Annotated in this window: 15 protein-coding genes; 2 read left to right on the forward strand and 13 right to left on the reverse strand. The window is 39.2% G+C overall.

Annotation, left to right across the window (positions count from 1 at the left end):
• Positions 1-56: 56 nt before the first annotated feature.
• The 13 genes from sprA to FHT21_RS24715 form a co-directional block, all read right to left on the reverse strand.
• Positions 57-7,256, reverse strand: coding sequence for a cell surface protein SprA (gene sprA, locus FHT21_RS24655; RefSeq protein ID WP_167297335.1), 7,200 nt, complete (start codon positions 7,254-7,256; stop codon positions 57-59).
• 11 nt (positions 7,257-7,267) lie between these two features.
• Positions 7,268-7,852 (reverse strand): Holliday junction branch migration protein RuvA, encoded by a 585-nt coding sequence (gene ruvA / locus FHT21_RS24660; protein ID WP_167297336.1) that lies wholly within the window; start codon positions 7,850-7,852, stop codon positions 7,268-7,270.
• A gap of 6 nt (positions 7,853-7,858) precedes the next feature.
• A complete protein-coding gene (locus FHT21_RS24665; protein WP_167297337.1) occupies positions 7,859-10,180 on the reverse strand; it encodes an NADP-dependent malic enzyme in 2,322 nt (773 codons plus the stop codon).
• Positions 10,181-10,450: 270 nt separating this feature from the next.
• Positions 10,451-11,854, reverse strand: coding sequence for a lytic transglycosylase domain-containing protein (locus FHT21_RS24670; protein ID WP_167297338.1), 1,404 nt, complete (start codon positions 11,852-11,854; stop codon positions 10,451-10,453).
• Positions 11,855-12,065: 211 nt separating this feature from the next.
• Complete coding sequence (gene gatA / locus FHT21_RS24675) at positions 12,066-13,484, reverse strand: Asp-tRNA(Asn)/Glu-tRNA(Gln) amidotransferase subunit GatA (RefSeq protein ID WP_167297339.1); 1,419 nt, start codon at positions 13,482-13,484, stop codon at positions 12,066-12,068.
• Positions 13,485-13,502: 18 nt separating this feature from the next.
• Positions 13,503-13,703, reverse strand: a complete 201-nt coding sequence (locus FHT21_RS24680) for a twin-arginine translocase TatA/TatE family subunit (protein WP_029986031.1) — start codon at positions 13,701-13,703, stop codon at positions 13,503-13,505.
• A 10-nt stretch (positions 13,704-13,713) separates the two neighbouring features.
• Complete coding sequence (gene tatA / locus FHT21_RS25015) at positions 13,714-14,073, reverse strand: twin-arginine translocase TatA/TatE family subunit (RefSeq protein WP_243854089.1); 360 nt, start codon at positions 14,071-14,073, stop codon at positions 13,714-13,716.
• A gap of 47 nt (positions 14,074-14,120) precedes the next feature.
• Complete coding sequence (locus tag FHT21_RS24690; RefSeq protein WP_167297340.1) at positions 14,121-15,416, reverse strand: peptidoglycan DD-metalloendopeptidase family protein; 1,296 nt, start codon at positions 15,414-15,416, stop codon at positions 14,121-14,123.
• A 186-nt stretch (positions 15,417-15,602) separates the two neighbouring features.
• Positions 15,603-16,394, reverse strand: a complete 792-nt coding sequence (locus tag FHT21_RS24695; RefSeq protein ID WP_167297341.1) for a DUF4292 domain-containing protein — start codon at positions 16,392-16,394, stop codon at positions 15,603-15,605.
• Entirely contained in the window at positions 16,372-18,069 is a 1,698-nt protein-coding gene (locus tag FHT21_RS24700) for a tetratricopeptide repeat protein (protein WP_167297342.1), read from the reverse strand. Before FHT21_RS24700 ends, FHT21_RS24695 begins: the two co-directional genes overlap by 23 nt.
• 53 nt (positions 18,070-18,122) lie before the next feature.
• Positions 18,123-18,554: a dUTP diphosphatase gene (gene dut, locus FHT21_RS24705; protein WP_167297343.1), complete on the reverse strand. Its 432-nt coding sequence runs from the start codon at positions 18,552-18,554 to the stop codon at positions 18,123-18,125.
• A 33-nt stretch (positions 18,555-18,587) separates the two neighbouring features.
• Positions 18,588-20,069 (reverse strand): oligosaccharide flippase family protein, encoded by a 1,482-nt coding sequence (locus FHT21_RS24710; protein WP_167297344.1) that lies wholly within the window; start codon positions 20,067-20,069, stop codon positions 18,588-18,590.
• A 77-nt stretch (positions 20,070-20,146) separates the two neighbouring features.
• Positions 20,147-20,419 carry an acylphosphatase gene (locus FHT21_RS24715; RefSeq protein WP_167297345.1) on the reverse strand — a complete coding sequence of 91 codons (273 nt, stop codon included), beginning with the start codon at positions 20,417-20,419 and terminating at the stop codon, positions 20,147-20,149.
• Positions 20,420-20,760: 341 nt separating this feature from the next.
• On the opposite strand from FHT21_RS24715, the gene FHT21_RS24720 reads away from it, so the two are divergent.
• Together FHT21_RS24720 and FHT21_RS24725 are read left to right on the forward strand one after the other, a co-directional pair.
• The gene (locus tag FHT21_RS24720; protein WP_167297346.1) at positions 20,761-21,126 is read left to right on the forward strand and encodes a hypothetical protein; all 366 of its coding nucleotides are present in this window, start codon (positions 20,761-20,763) and stop codon (positions 21,124-21,126) included.
• A gap of 283 nt (positions 21,127-21,409) precedes the next feature.
• Positions 21,410-22,312, forward strand: a complete 903-nt coding sequence (locus FHT21_RS24725) for a helix-turn-helix domain-containing protein (RefSeq protein ID WP_243854090.1) — start codon at positions 21,410-21,412, stop codon at positions 22,310-22,312.
• The last annotated feature ends 29 nt before the right edge of the window (positions 22,313-22,341 follow it).

Consider the following 22,341-nt stretch of genomic DNA (forward strand, 5'->3'; position numbering starts at 1 on the left):
CAAAATTTAGAGAAACCTTTTATGACACAGTCTTTTTTCTATGTAACGGAAATCGATTAATTCAGTGTAAACCTTAAGCTGAACCCAAAATTACTGAAAGAAGTATTAAAGGTTTGCGAAGTATATGGCTTAGTAATATTCGAATCGTAAAACAATTTGATGTTAAATTTCTGATTCAACACATAATCTACACTTGGCCTTAAGGTAATGTTCTTTGCTCCGGAAGATACTTCTGCCTCTGTCACATCAGCCCGGTAAATAACGGTTTTATTATCGCGGATAGCTACATCTAACTTGAAATCCATATTGTTATCCATTTTCAAGCTTTTAAACCACCCGAATGGGAAACGGAACTTATTGGTACGGTAACCCAATCCTAAAACCATATTATTTTCTGATAGCTGCGCCAACTGACTGTTAGATAAACTTAGTCCCAATAAACGAGACCGGTTTAATTCGAATGAAGCAGTCAGGTTATTTTTAAACCTGGTATCAACACCAACCAATGGAGAAAAATATTCTGAAATGGTTACCTGAGCAAATTGGTATTCTGGTAAAAAGTTATTATTTACATCTCTACTGCTCACCGCACCATTGGTTTCCTGGTAACGCAGTAATGAGTTAAAACCATTAATATTATAGGCCGAACGATAGCCATGACGGATATCTACAGATGAAAACTTATCGGCGATAAAAGGAATACGTGTTAACCCGCTATAGGTTAAACTCCAGTTTGGAAGCGGAATTTTAGGGAAGGCATTCATTTTTGTTTTCCCTGCATCTTTGCCCGAATAGGCAGCCATAAAGGCCGATATAATTACATCCTGACTTTCTTTACTGTAACCATCAGCATAACCGCCATTTACGCCCGCTGAATTTGGATTCTGAGCGCCCAATCTTCTCGATATAATGGTCCTATTGGCCATAAACTGATTAAACAGACCCGAAATTACAGTTGAGTTATTTTCTTTGAAAGCTGTACCCAAAGCAATATATGATACACTATAATCGCCCGTGGTAATGGCGCTTAAATTTTCAAAGGATGATACACTGGCCACGTACCTAAAATTGGTAGAAAAGTTTCTTGTTTGCGCCTTATTGGCTTTTAACGTAATCCGTAAATCTTTAAATGGCTCTATCTGCCCGGTAAGCTGAAAATCTTCCCTGAGTGTGTTTACATACAGCTGATTCTGTAAGGTATCGGTAGTTAGCCATCCATTGTTTAATGCCATTTCACGAATATCACGCTGACTTCCAAAAACAAAACCTAAACCCGGTGCCCCAGTTGCATTATCGATACCAAAATACTTGGTAGTTGGCAGATAACCTGGCAAGAAAATACCTTTGGTTTGTACATAGCTGGCATTAACATTTTTTACACTCGTTAATAAATTAATAAAAAATTTCTTAGCGCCGCTTCCTTCCTGGTCATTGCTTGCATTTCTGATAAAACCGAACTTATTGTATAAAGTGGTTAGGTTTAAGGTTGGATTTACCTGTACCGTTCTGCTATTCTGTATCGTATTACCCAAATTAATATTCGGATCGCGTAAGGTAGAAAGCGGCTCGGTTTGCCAATTAAAGTTGGTACCGTAGCGGGTTTTTACGGTAATCCAGTTTAATCCGGGTATTTTATCAATGGGCAGGTTATAGGTAACGTTTAAATTGTGGTTATAATCGGTTGTACGTCCTAATCGTTTTAAGTTTTGCCAAACGGTATCACGTTTTAAACCATCAATTCTTCCATCCGGCTCATCAATGATCGAATAATTTGTGGCATTAAAATCTAGCTGTAGCGAACGGGTAAGGTTCCAGGCAATACCATAAATCCGGCTCATGGTAAAGTTTTTGTTAAAGGTGGTACCGTAGCCACTCGGGTAAACACCAATGGTATTATTCGGATCGTTATTCCGCAACGTATTTTCTGAATATAAACGGTCTACATCAATTCTGAAATTAATGGCACTTGGAAAAATACTGAAGTTAAAATCTTTCAATAAAGCCAGCATGTTAGATTTTATAATTTTTTCAAACGGCGCTATCGTTTTGGCTTCTTTAGAATAACTGTACTGTAGCGAAGCCCTATAGGTATTCTGAATACTGTTCTGATTAATAAAATCGCGATGATTATATTGGGTATAAGCATAACTTGCTGCAAAATTCTCTATATCCCAAAGATGAACAGGCTTACTGTTATTGGTCCGTTCTTTTCTAACATTGGTAAAGTTTATGCCTCTTCTAACGGTATAATCCTGTGCAAAATTTAAAATCGAATCTTTTTGTTGTTTTGTCGATTGCTCTAAAGCATTTTTGAGTTCAATATCTGGCGTTCTGGGATTGTACTGTGGGGTAGAAACCTGTTTAGAGTAACTCACAAACATCGGAATTTTCACTCCCGATTTTTGCGGCAGAAACTTGCCTAATTCCATGGCAGAAGAAACATCAAGCAACACATTGTCTGCACGGTTCCGCTCGCTCACTTTCGAATCGATAGATCCGAAACCGATGGTAGATTTACTTCCAGAAATATTTACATCTGCAAAATCGGCCAATTTTAAGTTCAATCTTCCGGTAGCTGCCCAACCGCCTTTTTCGTCAAATTCAGTTAATCTTAATTCGTTAAACCAAACCACTGCATTTTTATCAAGGCCATCATCTTTGCGATCATCATTAGCAGCACGGAGCGGATTTTTAACACCCACCATATATACCCTAACCTTGCTCATATCAGGCTGCCCTTTAACTACAATGGTTCTGGTTCCATCGGTATAGGTAAATGGAACATTTGTAGGCCATGGTTGGCCGTTGGCTTGTTTAGCTACGTTACGGGCCAGCTTGGCATTTTGAAAAAGTGTTAAATCGATATCCATTCTATTGGCTTCTGGCCAAATGGCATCAGGATCGCTTGTACCCGGATTGGTAACCTTTAATGGGATTACATATTCATAATAATTATCCTGGTTATCCGTCCCGATCCGCAAGAATGCCGAAACATCATTATCATTTAAAATTTGATTATTAACAGCCTCGGCATGAATAAACATTTCTAAATGTTTATAAGATCTGAAATCGCTGTAGGCTGTTTTAAATGCCCCTCTACCGTAGCCATCTCTTAACGATTTTACGATAACCGATAGCGATTGCTCATTTAAACGCGTATCGCCACGATAGTTGCTATAGTCGCGCTCGCGAAGAATACCAGGAGGGGTAACGTACGGAATTGGTAAACGTTTTCCATTTTCTTCAATGTTTACCGTCGAAACTTCAATGGTAGAATTATCAGGAGTAAGTGCAGGCAGCGATGGATCGACGATTACTTGTGCAGCTTGGTTCGAAGCATTATATTCTCTCCATTCCCCACGGATCAATTGTAACTTCGCGAAGCGCATTACGGCCGTATCAGCGAAATTGGTCATAAACATCCTGAAAAAACGGATCGATTTAAAATCCTGGATCCCGCCTACTTTCTCCTGGTACTGACCAATTGGGATTCTGAATTGATACCATGAAACAGCCTGGGTATTTCCGTTGGCCAATTTTACCTGCGAGGTAACCTTATCGGTAATAAAATTCTGACCAACATTTAAATCGCCCGGGCGCATCGAAACTTTATACTGAAAATACTCATCACTTTGCGTCATGTTATTATCGCGGTTGATGTCTTCCCCATCCGGCAGAGAAGTGGAAGCGGAGTTTTCAAGTCCTAATTCTTCTTGCGACTGCTGTGAGGTTTTAGAGTTCCCTTCAGTTCCGTTATATTTTTCGTAGCGTTTAAGAATACCCGCATTGATCTGATCTAGCGCCGGTCCCCTGAAATAAGTATAATTATCTGATGATGGGTCGGCATCAATTGCGGCAGAAGCAGTGGCATTTAATTGCGATTTAATCTGCGTAATTGCCGCGGCAAATTTTACTTTTTCGTCTGCATCCGATAGTCCGTCCAAACCCACATCCTGCACCCTACGCGAATTGGCATTGTTATCGAAAGCCTGTATAACAGGTTGCAATTTAGGTACACGCCCCCATACGGTTTCATCGTACTTGCTTGGGTCGTTTGTAACTGGCAAACCATTTTCTAACGATTTTCTACCATCTTTAAGAATATCTTCCGAAATATTCCCCAAGTTGAAATAAATATCTCCACCTGCCGAATTTGGCTTATAAATAAATGGGTCCATTAGCCAAAACTCGATAAAGCCCACATTTAAAGCTTCAAAATCGTTGGTTTCGATTTTTCGCTGAAAACCTCCCCAATTATTCTTAGGCTGCAATAAAGATCCATCTGGCTTAAAGTTGGTCGTACGGAAATTATAAGGCCCCCTAACAGTTGGGTAATAGGCCACATCAAAAGTGGTAATGTTCAAAGCCTGTCCGGTAGCCGTTTCTTTAAACGGAAAAACCTCCTGCTCAATTACCTCTCTTACGTAGTGATTGGAAAGTTCTGACCGGTTGCCTCTGATATTGGCCGGAGTGGTAGAAGCCGCCGAATTATAAAAAGTAGGATCGATGTTGTAAAAGGCAATTCTTGCCCGGTTATAACCGTATGATAAATCGTTAGACTTATCGTATTCGGCGAAAAGTTGAGGAGTACCAGATAACTGCCAGGCAATGGCACTCTTTAAATCGATTACCGATCTCGAGGCCTCGAAATCATCTAAATAACTTACCCCATTTTTACTGCCCGCAAAATTCAGTGCCCTCGGGTGGCCAGGAATTAGTTGAGCAAATTCGCCGTAAAATGTTACACTCGATGGTGCTTTAGTTGAAATGAATGGAAGTTTATCAACCAGTTTTGTTAAAAACCGTGATGGCGAACTATAGTTAATGTCTGCCCCCCAAATGGTGTTCGAGATGGGTTCTTCGCCGATGTTCACCTTTTGAGTTAAAGGTTTTTCGGTCAGGTTCATGATGGTACCCCCAAGATTTAGCTTATTGTTTACACGATAATCTAAACGGGTTCCAAAAAGTGAGCGTTGCTGCAAACCAAAGGTTTCGCTGTTTTCTGTGGTAATCCTAATCGGTTGACCGGATACCAAAAGTGCCTGGTTAATGATACTCACACGGCCGCCCTGGTAATCGACAGTAAAATCTACTCCTTCGGTCAGTGGCATTGTTCCTGCAAAAACCTTTACCGATCCTTCTGGAACGTTAATGGCATTTAAGCTAAATTCAGAAGAGATATCCGACTGGTAATTTACCTTAATGGTATACCTGTTCTGGTTTTGAAATAACTGCTTGGCGATGGTTTGTGTTGAATCGTAAAGCGCTGTAAAAGTATATTTATTGATCAATGCCTGTTCGCTTGGCAAAAATTTTGCCGCCAGATCTTTACCAAATGGTTCAATTACAGGAAAAATAATCCTTCCATTTGCAGGATCGATGGTGATATAACCCGAATTGGTATTGGTAACCAACGAAGTTTGCCCATTGCTGCCAACACCGAACATACTGGCCTGATTGGCATTGCTTGCCGTAGAATAAGATCCAAACGCATTGTTTGCAGCCACAAAATCGAAAATCCCATCGGGTTTCCGCTCATTTTGCTGGTTCAATCGATCGAATTCGGTCAGGGCAATCCACTGCTTATTAGCCGTATTCTGACCTTCGGTCATTACGGGATTATCCACCCCGGTTTCGTTATCAATACGGTAAATATCCAGTTTAAAATTCTGACTGCTGATCTGGTACCCGCCAATAGAGTAAATATTTTTCATCATCAGATCCCACGTTGGCAGCTGGATCTTAGTGGTTTCGTTCTTTAACAATTTGGCATATAGCACTTTTGGGTTAGCCGCATCAAAAGAAACATCGGTAGAAAATTCACCCACCTGATACTCCACCCCGTTATAGGTATAACGGTAGGCAACTGCTAAAACCTCATCGGCATTTAGCGGGTTGTTTAACGATAAATAACCCAGTTGTGGCTGAAAAGTAAATTCGCGATCTGTTAACTTCCTGGCATAAACCAATTTAGCAAAATTATCGGTATTACTGCTATTAGCCGGCGTTGTTTGGAAGAAAGAAAGAACGGCATTAGAATTTGTCTGTCTTATGGCACCACCCTGATAAGCGTTTAACTGCGAGATCAGGTTGTTTGATTGCTGTGGGAAACCTGTAGCGGTAGTTCCTGCCGGCAAGCCAGAAGTTCCACCGGTAATTAAATTATTGTTAAAAGGAATGTTTTCACCCAAATCCATCAAGCCCAGTACATCTCTGGAGTCGGTTGTATTTCCTGCTTTATTGGTAATCCAAACTTCAATTTTGGTAATCTGGATCGGAGAGGTAATGATGGGTGCGTTAGCCAGGTTCTTATTATAGTTATTTCTGAAATACTGCGACAGGAAATAGTGTTTATTTGCTTCGTAGCTATCAACATTCACGGTGGTGGTATTTTGCTGCGCCCCGTTGGTAATTTTAATTTCTCTCGATTGTGATTTTTGTTGGGTATAAACACTCGTTACGTTTAAACGCCCGAATTTTAGTTGCGTTTTTATACCAAAAAGAGCCTGTGTTCCAGTAATCAATGAGGTATTTAAAGGCAAGCTCACGTTACCAGCTTCTATTTTTTGAATAATATCGTCTACGCCACCTGTATAATCCAATTTGATTTGATTTTCAAAATCAAACTGTGCCTCTGTATTGTAATTACTTTTAATTTTTAGCTTGGTACCAATATTTCCAACGAGGTCCATCTGGATCCTTTGGTTAAAATCGAAATTTGTTTGCACCCTTTGCCTTTCGTTAAAAAGCGGGTTTTCATTTTTATTTACACGCCCTAAAAAAGTAAGTTCAGCCTCTCCACGTGGCTGAATGTCGATGGTTGTTCCACCGAATAATTTTTCGAAAGCCTTACTATTTACCTGAATCTGAGGGATTATACCTGTGCTTCTATAATCACTTACCTCTGCATTTGAAATACTGCGCCAGTTGCCACGTTTTATCTCACTGTTCACCAATCGCTGGTATTCATCAATCGTTAAGTATTGCGTATTTAAAACAAATTTTTCGCCGATCAATTCCTTCACCACATAACGTTTGTTCTTAGCATCGTATTCTACAACACGTTTTAAATTATTGGGTGCCGGATAAAATGGATTAACAGCAGGACTGAGTCCTAAACGTTCTTTCTCGCGTAATCCAAAGTTATTTTTGGGGGTAATAGTATCCGCTTTGCTTGGAACAACTTGAGAGAAAGTGTTTTGAGAAGCAATTAAAAAAAGAGGGATGAGAAACAGAAATGTAGATATTCTCTTCAAAGGCGTTAGATCTATAAAGTTTTCAAAGCTTGTTTAATTAAATGCTCTACCGAAAGGTTTCCCTCTGTCACTTTTAAAATCTGGTCTATAGTTTTTTCGGCGGTTTGTTTGGCGAATCCGAGCATTACCAATGCTGATAACGCTTCATCTTTAACAGTATTGTGTTGAGGCATAGAAATTAATGAATCTGCCCCTTCTTTTTTTAATTTATCCTGTAGTTCTAAAACCAGGCGTTGTGCGGTTTTTGCACCCAAACCCTTAATCCGTTGAATGAGCGGCAAATCTGCCTTAACAATTGCAGTTTGAATCTCAATAGGAGTAATGGACGATAAAATCATCCTGCCTGTATTCGGTCCGATACCCGATACCGAAATTAAATGTAAAAATAAACGGCGTTCGCCTTCATCAGCGAAGCCGTATAATGTATGTGCATCTTCTTTTACATGCAGCCAGGTATATAATTTGCACCTTTCTGCATCGCCCAAAGCGCTGTATGTATTTAAAGAAATGTTTATATGATAGCCTATACCTCCGGCTTCAACCACAACGTAAGCTGGGTTTTTGAATGTCAATCTACCATCAATATAGGCGTACATGTAATTCTACTTTTTAGTTGTTTTCCCAAATATACCTTTTCGTTTTGATGTTGCAATTTCTTCTTTTGCTTGCACATCTACAACAGCAATGGTAACCATATTGACGATTTCGCGTACAGAACTGCCTAACTGAACAATATGAACAGGTTTATTCAGTCCTAACAGGATCGGACCAACTGCTTCGGCACCACCAAGCTCTTGTAACAATTTGTATGCAATGTTTCCCGATTCCAGATTTGGGAACACTAAAGTGTTCGCTGGGGCATCAGCCAAAGTGCTAAATGGAAAATTATCTTGCAACAGTTCGTTGTTGATGGCAAAGTTCCCCTGCATTTCTCCATCAACCACAATTTCTGGATGATTTTTATGAAGAAGCCTCACCGTTTCTCTTACCTTATTTGGGGTTACCCCATCATTAGAACCAAAGTTTGAATACGATAATAAGGCAATGCGCGGTTTGATATTAAACTGTTTAACAGATTTATCGATCAACAGTGTGATATCTACCAACTCTTCTGCAGTTGGATCTACGTTTACTGTGGTATCGCCAAAGAAAACAGGGCCTTTTTTGGTCATCATCATGTACATACCTGCAACACGCTTAACGCCTGGCTCTACACCGATTACCTGCAGAGCAGGTTTAATGGTAGCGCCATAATTTTTGGTCAAGCCCGAAATCATGGCATCAGCCTCCCCAAATTCAACCATCGAAGCGCCATAATAGTTACGGTCTCTCAATAGCTTTGTAGCATCACGCATCGAAGAAACTCCCTTACGCTGGCGTTTTTTGAAAAGCGCTTCTGCATATTGCTGGGTCTTGTCAGGATTCTGCATCTGATCGATAATCTCTACTCCCTCAAGCTCCAGCGCATGCTCATCAATAATGGCTTGTATCTTCTCTTTATTTCCCAAAAGAATAGGAATGGCAATATTCTCATCTTTTACAATCTGGGCAGCCTTTAAAATTTTATAATTATCAGCCTCTGCAAATACCACACGTTTAGGCTCCATTTTCGCTTTGGTAGTTACCGCCCTCATGATGGCATCATCCAGGCCTAAACGTTTTCTTAATTCTTCATTATAGGCATCCCAATCGGTAATGATTTTTCTGGCCACACCGCTTTCAATTGCAGCTTTTGCTACTGCAGTTGATACTTCGGTAATTAACCTAAAATCAACAGGTTTAGGGATGATATAATCCCGTCCAAATTTTAAGTTACGCGCATTGTAGGCTAGGTTAACTGCTTCGGGAACTGATTTTTTGGCCAGTTCGGCAATCGCCCTAACCGCAGCTATTTTCATGGCTTCGTTGATACTGGTTGCCCGAACATCAAGCGCCCCACGGAAAATATATGGGAAACCCAGTACATTGTTCACCTGATTAGGATAATCAGAACGGCCCGTAGCCATGATCAGATCTTTACGGGTTTTGATTGCCAGTTCATAGGCAATTTCAGGGTTTGGATTCGCCATTGCGAAAACAATTGGATTTTTGGCCATCCCCATTAACATATCTGGAGAAATGACGTTTGCCGCTGAAAGTCCGATAAAAACATCAGCCCCTTTCATTGCTTCTCCAATATTGGAAATCCCTTTTCTGGTAGTTGCAAAGCTCATGCGGATATCATCCAGATCGGTACGGTGGATATCAATTAATCCATTGATATCGAACATCACCAAATTCTCTTTTTTAACCCCTAAGCTCAGGTACATTTTAGAGCAGGAAACTGCAGCAGCACCTGCGCCACTTACCACAACCTGGATTTTATCTATTTTCTTTTTTTGGATTTCGCAGGCATTCAATAATGCTGCACCAGAAATAATGGCTGTTCCATGCTGATCATCGTGCATCACAGGAATATTCATCTCCTGTTTTAAACGGCGCTCAATCTCGAAACACTCAGGGGCCTTAATATCTTCCAGATTGATCCCTCCGAAAGTTGGCTCCAGAGCTTTAACAATTTTTACAAAATCATCTACATTCTCGGTATCCAGCTCCAGATCGAATACATCGATGTCGGAGAATATTTTAAATAAAAGGCCTTTACCTTCCATTACCGGTTTACCCGCTTCGGGACCGATGTTGCCCAGCCCTAAAACAGCTGTTCCATTACTGATTACTGCAACTAAATTACCTTTAGCGGTATATTTATAAACATCCTCTGTATTGTTTGCTATTTTTAAACAAGGCTCTGCAACTCCTGGAGAGTATGCCAGGGTTAAATCCCTTTGCGATGTTGTTGGTTTAGTAGGTACTACTTGTATCTTTCCGGGGCGGCCTTGCGAGTGGTAATCCAGCGCATCTTGCTTTCTATTCGTATTACTCATTAAGTAACTTATTAGTGACGGCGCAAAGGTACAATTCTTTTTATGAGGCATAAAATAAAAAGCCGTTCAAAAAAGTTAAATATACCTTGGTCAATTTCAGCCCATAAGCATAATGAGTTGTATTTTCATACTGAAATTCAACTCATCATTATTGGTTTGAATAATTTTCAGCTATGAAGATATTGAATTGCCTTGGCTACTTAGTATGGACTGACTTATGATTCAGAAATTAAAATTCAATACCTTTCTGGTACCCCTATTAAGAAGAAATTATCCCTTGCTAATCTTCAGCACCATACCAACTTGCAAACCTGCTTTTGATAAACGGTTGTCTCTTCTGATACTTTGAACGGTTGCACCGTCAAATTTCTCTGCAATTTCCGAAAGGGTATCGCCCGTTTTTACTTTGTAACTTAAAAACGATGATGGTGCTTTTAATGGCGTATGGGTTTTAGCATAGATCTTTAATCTTTGTCCGGGCACCAGGGTTTTGCTTTTTAGTCCGTTCCAAACCCTCAGATCCTGTACCTCCACACCGTATTTATCAGCCACCGTAGTCAGGTTCTGTCCGGCGGTAACCTTATGGTATACGATTGAGGACGTAGCTACACTTTTAGCTTTTTTCTTTCTTAAATCTCTTACATCATCAGTACTGGCAGCCACCACTTTCATGTTCACATCAACTTCCTGATTGTTTAACACATCGTAAATACCGGCGTAATCGATATCCCTTAACTTGGGCATCACTATACGCTTGGGTTCATCATCTGTACCGTTTACAATCTTTTTCTTATAAGATGGGTTTAGGGCCATTATGGCCTGTTCGTCAATATTAAGTGCTTTGGCCAAGGTAGCTAAGGATACAAAACGGGTAGTTTGAACGGTGTCGGTTTTCAGGAACATGTTCGAAGCCTGTGCCGTAATCTGATGTTTGTGGGAATAGTTCATCACATAAACAGCAGCAATAAATGCAGGTACATAATTTCTGGTTTCTTTTGGCAGAAACTGTCTGATTACCCAAAAATCCCTCGATCCCGCTTTATCAATAGCCCGGTTCACATTTCCCTTTCCGCAGTTATAGGCTGCAATGGCCAACAGCCAATCGCCAAGCTCTTCAAAAGCATCTCTAAAATAAGCTGCCGCAGCATAACTAGCCTGGATCGGATCTTTGCGTTCATCCACAAAGTTATCCATCTTTAGTCCATAGGCCTTCCCAGTGCCGAACATAAACTGCCAGATACCTGTTGCACCTACTCTCGAAATAGCATGCGGATTCATCTGCGATTCAACAATAGTTAAATATTTTATTTCCTGCGGAATGTTATAATCCTTTAAGGCCTTATCAAAAATGGGGAAGTAATAGCTCGATAAGCCGATCATTTTACCGAACATATCTTTACGCTTGGCATAAATATCGATATACTGCTGAACGTATTCGTTGTATGGAAGGGGTACCGTTTTAGCGATAGAATCTAGCCTGAGCTTGTAGATAAAGTTCTGCCCCATACTCAATGGGTTCTCAGAAACAACCGGTACAGCAACGGTATCGGTATTGATAAAAATGTTGTTATGAATCTTCGGAAGACTATCCAGTTTGAGTGTTTGTTGCGCGGAAGCGGAAGAAATGTATCCTAAGCAAGCACAAATTGAAGCAAAAAGTATTTTTTTAATCATGGGCTATTGGTTCAAATTTTCATTAACCTTGGTTGATGCACGCACAAACCTTTATACAGATTCCTTTTTCTTTCCATAACAAGGAACAAGAGTAAGAACCTGCGAACCTCCCAGACTACACCTGGGAAACAGTTAATAAAATGCCATTGCTATACTTAACTATGATGCTTTTTTGCATTAAATTGCTTCGTACCTCGCAATGACGATAAAACTATGATAAAAATGCCTGAGAAAAAGCCAAAAGCTTATCTTCCTCAAAATGTTTGGCTGTAAATTGTATACTTAACGGTAATCCTGCTGCATTATTGCCTATTGGCAAAGCAATAGCCGGATTTCCGCTTAAAGAAGGCAACACGGTAAAAATATCGGCCATATACATCACAATTGCATCCTGCACGTTATCGCCGATTTTGAAGGCAGCTGTAGGCGCTACAGGCGATAAAACAAAATCATATTCTTCTAAAAGCTGATCCATTTTTTCACGGATTAAGCGACGAACCTGCTGCGCTTTTTGATAATAAGCATCGTAATATCCGGCACTTAAAACAAAAGTACCCAAAAGGATACGGCGTTTCACCTCTTCGCCAAAACCTTCGGCGCGGGATAATTTATAAAGTTCATTTAACGATTTCGCCTCCAGGTTACGATGTCCGTAATGAACACCATCATAACGCGAAAGATTTGATGAAGCTTCGGCCGTTGTTAAGATATAATAGGCCGGAACCAGATAATCTAACAGATCAAAAGAAACATACTCAACAGTATGCCCATCGGCCTTGAGCTGCTCGATTGATTTTAAAATAGCAGATTTGATTTCGGGATCGAGGGCTTCGCTCTCAATAGTTTCTTTTAATACCGCTATTTTGTGTTTTTTACGCTCACCTAAATGAGCAGGATAATTGGGCACTGCAACCGGAGAAACCGTAGAATCATAGTCGTCTGCACCAGCCAAAACCTGTAAAAGCAAAGCAGCGTCTTCTACCGAAGATGTAATGGGTCCAACCTGATCGAAAGAGGAAGCATATGCAATAACACCATACCTTGAAATACGTCCATAGGTAGGCTTAAGCCCAATCTGGCCGCAAAATGCAGCTGGCTGTCTTACAGATCCACCGGTATCTGTACCTAGTGCCGACAAACACATATCGGCCTGAACTGCTACAGCTGAGCCTCCCGAAGATCCGCCCGGAACAAGGTCGGGATTTGCGGCATTTTTAGCAACCCCATAGTATGAAGTTTCATTAGAGCCGCCCATAGCAAACTCGTCACAGTTTAAACGGCCGATAATAACGGCATCTTCTTGTAACAAACGTTGCACAACTGTAGAAGAATATGGAGATACGAAGCCTTCGAGCATTTTTGACGATGCAGTAACGATATGGCCTTCATAACAGATATTATCTTTAATACCAATTACCATACCTGCCAGTTTACCCGCAGTACCTGCTTCTATTTTTTGCTGTACCGCTTTCGCTTGAACTTCGGCCGATAAAAAAAACACCTCATTAAATGCATTGAGGTGTTCATTATTTTCAATTTGCTTAAAATAATAAGCCAATAAATCGGGTAAAGTTAATTGCTTTTGCGAAATGAGTGTTTGAATCTCCTTAAGAGAGCTGTATTTCTTCAAAACTAAAAATTATTGCAATTAAACGGTTTTATCACGGTTAGATGGATCTACCTGATCGCCATCAACACCATCTTTACCATCTTTAAATTCTTTAACACCTTTACCTAAACCTCTCATCAGTTCAGGAATTTTTTTACCACCAAATAATAACAGTACCACTACCGCAATAATGATAATTTCTGGTGTTCCAAGCATTGCTGCTATTGTTGTATTTAACATAACTTTTTGTTTAAACTTTTTCTTTGTCAGTTATAATTTTTTCGTCAGCAGGCTTACTGGTTTCAGTATGTGCCGCACTTTCAGCTACCTTTTCATCAACATGCGATTCTTCTGTTGGATGATGGCGCTGGCTATGGTTTACCGCTGTTTCTTCTGCTTCCTCTTTATCTAAATCCATTGCGTTAATATTCCTATGGATTTCACGCTTAACACCGTCAGAGGCATCTTTGAACTCTCTGATCCCCTTCCCTAGCCCTCTTGCAAGTTCGGGTAATTTTTTACCTCCGAACAACAATAGAACCACTACTAAAATGAGCACGATCTCCGATCCACCCATGTTTAAAAACTCTAATAACGTGCCTTGATACATCACTAATATAATTTATACAAATATAGACATTTTAACTTGTCTTAAGTTTATTTACTAATCCAAGCTTCAGGATTTAAAGTTCCCTGGCCTCTTCTAATTTGGAATTTTAAAATGGCGTCGTCACCAGTATTTGCCACAATCCCAATAGCCTGTTTGGTTTCAACTAAATTACCTACACTCACACTAACCGATCTTAAGTTTTGGTACACTGTAAAGTACTCACCATGGTTAATTACTACGGCGGTTCTACCCATAATGTTTTGTACCATAACAACCTTACCTGCAAATATACTTCTAACAGTTGCCCCATCAGTTGTAGTGATATCTACTCCATCGTTGGTATAACTTGCCTGGTCTAACTTATGTAAACCAAACCTTTCAGTTATTGTTCCTGTTGCTACCGGCCAAGGTAACCTTCCTCTGTTATTTTCAAAGCCTGCCGATAGTCTGGCGGCCTCTGGTGTAGCAGTAAGCAATTCTCCAGTCGATTTTGCTTTGGCAGTTGGTGCAGTAGGTGCGGTTGGTACAGGCTTATTTTCAGCCTTGGCTTTTGCTGCCGCAATCCTTGCCTCTTCAGCGGCTTTCCTTCTTGCCTCTTCGGCGGCCTTTCTTCTCGCTTCTTCAATAGCGCGCTGAATTGCAGCACTAATGGCCCTGTCTATCTGCGCCTGTTGCTTTTTACGGCTGGTAATATCCTGTTTAAACTGTTTTTCGTCCTTGCTCAGCTTGTTTAATTCTACTGATTGTTTACTTTTATCTTTACTTAAACGCTCACGCTCCCTTTCCTGCTCTTTCAACAGATCACTTTTTTCCCTCAACGTTTTATCCAGAACTTTAATCTTTCCGTTCAGGTCCTGCTGTGTATTTTCAATGTATCCAGCCTGTTTTTTACGGTATTGACTAAACTGCTGTAAATACTTTATCCTTTTATATGCCTGGTTAAAGTCCTTCGCCGCAAAAATGAACATCATTTTGTCGTACGAATTTCTGTTGCGCTGGGCAAAGCGGATCATTCCGGCATACTCTTTTTTAAGATCGCCTAACTGACCTTGTAATGTATGTACGGTATTTGTGTTCTGAGAGATTTGGTTATCCAGATTTTTTATTTCAGAGTTGATTGTACCAATTTTATCCTGGCGCAACCTAATCTGGGCATTTATGGTATTAATCTGCTGTATGGTAAGTTTTTTACCGCTGGCAGTTTTATTCAAATTCTTTTGAAGCTGTTCGATTTCGCGTTGTATAGCTTCTTTTTTCCTTCTGAGCTGGCTTTCAGTTTGTGCAACCGCCGAAAAGGTTAACACGCTTAAAAAAAGGATAAATAGGAATTTTTGTAGCTTCATTAAGCCAAAAGTATAAAAATTTTGCAGTAAAAAATATTAAAATCGAGATGCTAAAGTCATAATTGCTTATTACAGAACTGTCTTCACTCAATCTTCATATACAGTCAAGATTGCCAAAGCCTCTGTACCAACCAGTATATATACTTGGCAAATCATTTATAGCATACAATAAGGAAGTTTTTAAGTTTACTTTACAACTGTAAATCTCTTTGGTACATTAAACGGAAAATCGACCGGAACATTGCCATCAATTTTTACAAATTGAAGGTCGATATTTATTTTTTTCGCTTTAGATAGCGTTTTGATCTGCAATGCACTTGGGAATAAAGATTCGTTTAATTTTTGATAATCGGTATAAGTAACTTTTAAAGCCTGACCATTTTTAGCGTCATTTAAATTAGTTTCCGATACTTTTAAAAGTGTATTAAAAAGCAGTTTGTAATCTAACTCCGATTTACTTCCAGAAACAACCCAAACGCCATTTTCCTGTTTAACATCAGATTCTGGTGTTAAAAATTCGCCCATGGCATTACCTGTTAAAATAGCCTGTAGTGTATTAAAGTTAACTTGTTTGTTGGTGAAATTGTAAATATAATTAAACGGTTTTTTTAGGTATTCACTTTTCATCCGGTTCATAATCTTGATGCTATCAGGCGTAATCAAAGCCCTTGCCACCTCTGCCATTCCACCTAAGGCTGTAACGCTTACCCAAATGGTTTCCTTGTCTTTCATTTTGAAATTCATGGTTACATCGTTTGCATCGCCGGCAATATCTAAAGTTGCTTTTGCTTTTAGAGAAAGTGTATTAAATTTAAGTTGTTTGCTATTTAATAAGTCTAAGGCTTCTGCTTTCGAATTATCTGTTTTGGTTTCTGTTTTGGCAGGAGGGGCTACTACAATTTCTTTTTTAGGTTTACATGCTGAAACACAAATTACAGCTCCTAACAGGAATGCGCTATTTAAAATACTTCTTTTCATTTATCTTTTTAATTAATACTTCTGATCCGTTTCCGGCCTCTTTTGCCTTTTGCCATTGGATTAATGCTGCATCCTTTTCACCTTTCATAAAAAGTATATCGCCATATCGCTCCAAGTAAACACCATTTTTGCTGCTATTGTTTTGCAAAGCCTTTTCAATCCACGTTTTCGCCAGATCGTATTTTTGCTGTTTAAACAGAATAAAGGCATAGGTATCTACAATTGAGGGATTATTGGGCATTGCATTGGCCGCTGTTTCTGCATATTTTGCGGCCTTTGTTAAATCGTCATTTCTTAACGCCAGATAGTAAGCATAATTATTCATGATGAGATAATTATCGGGTTCTATCGAAATGGCTTTTTCGAAAGCTGTTTTAGCCTGTGCAAAATTATTCTGGTTGATGTAGATATCGCCCTGTAGTGCATAAATCTGTGCCTGCAGGCTTTTATTCTCCACATCCAACTGTAACGAGGTTTTTAAATTGTTTTGAGCAGGCTCGTATTTGCCGGTTTTAAACAGGGCATAAGCCATATAATAATATAAACTGGCCTGATTGGGATAAATACTTAAGGCCTCATCGCCAACCTTTATGGCTTCCTCGTAGTGGCCAAGTAATGTTTGGATATTAATGACCTGTTCCCAAACGGCATAAACCTGTTCGTTAAGTTTCAAAGCAGCTTGATATTGTACCAATGCCTCTTTTAAATTATTCTGCTGATAAAGCACATCGCCATAAAGTGCCAACGCTTTTGCTTCAGCCGGATTTTTTTCTGCAACTAACTTACTCAGCTCAGTTACATTTTTGGCAACAACGGGCTGGCTAAGGCTGGGAAAAAGTGCAGCAATAATCTTCACCTTTTCAGCAAGTGGCATTTCATTGCTTTCAAAAGCCAATTTTAAGGAAGAAAATGCAGCTTCATCATTTTTCTGCTTGCGATAAATATCTGCCAAAGCCAGGTTTACTTCAAAGCTATTCGGTTCCAGTTGCTGTGCTTTGGTTAATACCTTTAATGCTTCCGGATCATTTCCCTTTTGTAAAAGTAAACCTGCAGCATATAAATAGTTCTTTACATCGGCCTGATTGCCTTCCAATAATTTTACAATATCACTTTCAGTGGCATTGCCGTTAGATTGCAATCGCTTTCTGGCATTTACCAGATCCCTGGAATCGCCAAATTTACCCTGAATTTCATCGTAGGTCTTTTTTGCAGCATCTAGCTGATTGCCTAAGAACTGTGCATTGGCTTTATCAAAATAATAGGCATCGTTTTCGGGATCCAGGCGGATCAGCTGGTTAAACACTTCAATCAGCTCGGGCATTTTATTGGTGCGTTTATATACCTCTCCGAGTAAGCGCCAGTACCATAAATTGCCAGCGTTTAATTTAATTGCCTGTTTTATATTCTGTTCAGCTTCGGGGAGCTTGTCTAAACGTAGGTTTGCATTGGCCAGCTCGAAGTAGGCCGCGTGGTTATTCGGATCTAAGCCAACAATTTTATTGAAATTGGTAGAGGCAACAACATAATTTTCAGACATTTTCTCCCGTAAACCTGCAAAAAACAATTGTTTCACCATATTGCTATCGCGATTGGTACTTGGCGTAACCGTTCCCTGCCCAAAAGCCCGGAAGCTCACCAAAGTAGCGCCGATAAGAAAATGTGCTTTGTATTTCATATCATTTTATCCATCCAAAAATTAACTCAAAACTGAAAACTGCTAACTCCAAACTATTTACCGGTATGCCCGTAGCCACCCGCTCCGCGCGCTGTTTCCCCTAATTGTTCAACAGTTTGCCAGCTAACGGTTTCGTGTTTTGCGACAACCATTTGTGCAATTCTATCACCATCAACGATTTTAAAATCTGTATCTGATAAATTTACCAATAAAACTTTTATTTCACCACGGTAATCGGCATCAATTGTACCAGGTGCGTTTACAATGCTAATACCGTGCTTATAGGCCAATCCGCTTCTCGGTCTGATCTGTGCTTCAAAGCCAATCGGCAATTCAATAAACAAGCCTGTTGGCACCAATAATCTTTGCAAAGGTTTCAATATCATTTCTTCAGTTATTGATGCCCTCAGATCCATACCGGCTGCATGTGCAGTTTCATATTGTGGAAGCGGATGTGCGGATGTATTGATAATTTTTATTTCCATTTTTTGTGAGATGTGAGATTGGAGAAAATGAGGTTATTTTTTTAACATTTTTATTATGTTATTTTTCTCAAAATAGAAAATACCCAAGAGGAATAGCGCTAAAATGCCATTTCCGATATAAATGTTGCGTTCAAATATCCAAAAAGAAAGATAGACCAAAAATACAGAAACTAACAGATAAGCAACCATACGTTTCAAATTGTAAGGAATTGGATAATGTTTTTGCCCCAGCACATACGAAATAACCATAATGATAAGGTAGGCAAACATTGATACCCATGCCGAGCCAATATAACTATATTTTGGTATTAAAATAATATTCATTATAATAGTAAAAATAGCTCCAACGGAAGATATATATAAACCGAAGCGAGTTTGATCTGATAAACGGTACCAAACCGATAAGTTCATATAAATACCGAGACAAACATAGCCAAACAATAAGTATGGCACGGCACCAAGGCCTACCCAGTAAGGTGGTGAAATAAAATGTTTTATAAGCTCAATATTTGCAGTTAAGCCAACGAAGAGTACGGATAATGCTAATACAAAATAATATAAAATGGTGGCATAAGTTTGCTTGGCATTGGCATTTTTAGCATGACTAAAAAAGAAAGGCTCTGCACCTAACCTAAATGCGGTATTAAAAATACTAATAAAAATGGCCAGTTTACTCACAGCGCCATATATGCCAATGTCATGATCGGCAATACTAGTTGGCAAATATTTACTTAATAAAATTTTGTCGAGTGTTTCGTTAATGATAAACGATAGATTAGCTACAAGCACAGGCCAGCTATAACCAAACATTTTGTTAAATAACGCTCTATTAAACTTAAACCGGATTTCTAAAAACTGTGGAAATAACATTACAAACGTAATGATACTTGCAATTAAGTTGGAAACAAAAACATAACCAACCCATTTGCTTTTATACCAAGAAGCTAGCCAGTGACTTAGAGAACCATCATTTTTAATTAACCACGGAATAACAAAGATAAATAGGAGGTTAAAGCCTACAAAGATGCCAATATTTAAGAACTTAATCAGGCTATAACGAAACGGCTTCCCGTCAGCCCTAAGTTTAGCAAAAGGAATTACGCTAATTGCATCAACAAATAAAATCCATACAAAGTACTTTACATATAATTTCTGGTTAGCTAGTTCAGAAATACTTCCGTTTAAGGTAAACCTGGCTAAATAATCTGAAAAAACTAATCCAGTTATCAGGAAAAGCGTGGAGATAAAAGCTATAACCAAAAAGCTATTATTATACACTTCCTGTTTTTTATCCTCGTGTTTATTTAGATATCGGAAAAATGTGGTTTCCATTCCAAACGCCAAAATCGGATTGATGGTGGAGGCATAACTAAACATCTTGGTAAATATCCCATACACACTTGTTGGATAAACTCTTGTGTAAATTGGGGTTAAGATGAAATTGAATAAACGCGAAAAGATGGTACTTAAACCGTAAATCAGCGTTTGTCCAGCGAATTTTTTATATACAGACATTTATATTGAGATTTGAGTACTGCGTATTGAGATAAGCTCCTTAACAGAACAATATAGCAATCCAACAATTCAGCAATTTATTTTCTTAAAATTTCAAAATTACGATAGTTTTTTACTTCGGCTTCACTTACCACAACATTTTCTACGCGCGAACGATCGGGACCTTCGTGGCACCAGTTTACAAATTCTTCCAGAAAAATTGCTTCGCCTTCTGCTTCGATATATACTGAGCCGTCTTTTTCGTTTCTCACAAAACCATTTACCATCATTTGGTTGGCAATAATCTTAGTAGTTTCCCTAAAACCAACGCCCTGCACTTTACCCGTTACTATTATATTGAGATGTTTCATTTATTGCCCTAAAGTTGAAATGTTTAAAGCTGCAAAGGTAAATGAATTATCACAATTCTTTAGTACTTGTTAACAACGGCATTGAGCTGATTTAACGAAGCCCTGCACAATTATTTGGTTAAATTGTTCTAAAATTCACCGACATAAGTATAAATTAAAGTCGAAAGTATCTGCTACGCTATTTTACAGACTGGCTTCGTGCTTTATAAAGCAAAATCCTCCTAAAAAACGGCAAAATTACCAGTTAAAGCAAAGTTATAATTAGACTGGTTATCATTAACACTATTTTTTCCTGAATAGACTAACATTTAGGTAATTTGAACTTTAAAACGGAGACGATAATGAGTGTACATATAGGATTGATGATCTGGAAAGAAATGAAGACCAAAGAAATTTCTGTTTCCACATTCGCAGAAAAAATGGCCATTAGCAAAACCAAGGCGCAGGAAATCATCAATAGTTCTACCCTGGATGTTTCCTTACTCGCAACTGTGAGTGAAATACTGGGCTACAATTTTTTCAGCTATTACGAAAAGGGGAAGCTATTTTCCGAGCTCAGTCAAAAAGAAACACAAGCATCTGCAGAAGAGATCAAAAGGCTAAAAAGCCTGCTAAGTGAGAAGAACAAAACCATCGAACTTAAAGATAAAATGATCCAAAACCTCTCACACACCGTCTCTTTACTCGAAAAAGTCCAATACCGCTAATTTGAAGGGTGAAACAAAATCGCCTGGAAAAATAATTTTATCCCACACGTTTTGCGATATTAGTGATGGCACGTCTCAATTATATTAAAAGGTTTTTGCTTGTCAATGTTCAAATCGTTCCAATCAATAATTTATCCTCAGATTTCTGATCCTTTTTTAAGCCTTTTGAAATAAATGCACCATAACAGTGTACATTTAAACCGCAAAACAGGAATTGTCCATCGTCTAAGAAAAAAATTAAGATCTTCAGTAGATTTATTTGATTTTTATAAATTTGTGATTGATGCAAGTTGAAAGCGTAAGCGATTTTTATGGCAGGCTTCCCAGCCATGCGCCAACAGAGGTTCCGTTAAACAATGCGGGCATCGGGCATATCAATGTATTCTCGAGGGAGAGCTGTGCTGTGCTGAGCCCCTATAGCCGCCGGGATTTTTATAAGGTGTCTCTAATCATAGGCAGGGGTAAGATCTATTACGCAGATAAATGGATACAGATCGACCGCCCGGCATTACTGTTCTCTAACCCCATTGTACCTTACTCATGGGAGGCAGAATCAGAAGAACAATCGGGCTGGTATTGCCTTTTTACAGAGGAATTCATTCAACATAGCGAACGGGTTTATTACCTGCGCGACTCACCTTTGTTCAAGATTGGCTGTAACCCTATATTTTTTCCTGATGAGGTGCAATTGGCCGAAATTTCGGCTATATTTAAAAAAATGCAGGCAGAAATGTGCTCTATTTATCCATATAAATACGATGTACTGCGCAGCTTTCTCCACCTGTTGATACATGAGGCCATGAAAAATAATCCGGCCACGAATTTCCATAAGTATGTCAATGCCTCCTCAAGGGTTTCTGATCTGTTTTTTGAATTATTAGAAAGGCAATTTCCCATTGATTCGCCCGCATCTATACTCAAATTCAAAAATCCAACCGATTATGCCACTGCCCTCTCTGTACACATCAATCACCTCAACCGCTCAGTAAAAGAGGTGACTGGAAAAACCACTAGCACCCATATTGCTGCCCGGATTATTAAAGAAGCTAAAGCTTTATTGCAGTATACCGATTGGAACATAGCCGATATTGCCTACAGCCTCGGTTTTGAATATCCTTCTTATTTCACTTTGTTCTTTAAAAAACATACCGGTTTGGCCCCCACTCGTTCGCGGCAGGCTGTTTGATTATTATAACGATCTGTTTGATGGTTATA

Origin of the sequence: Pedobacter sp. SG908, assembly GCF_011759615.1 — a bacterium.
Classification (GTDB): Bacteria; Bacteroidota; Bacteroidia; order Sphingobacteriales; family Sphingobacteriaceae; genus Pedobacter; species Pedobacter riviphilus.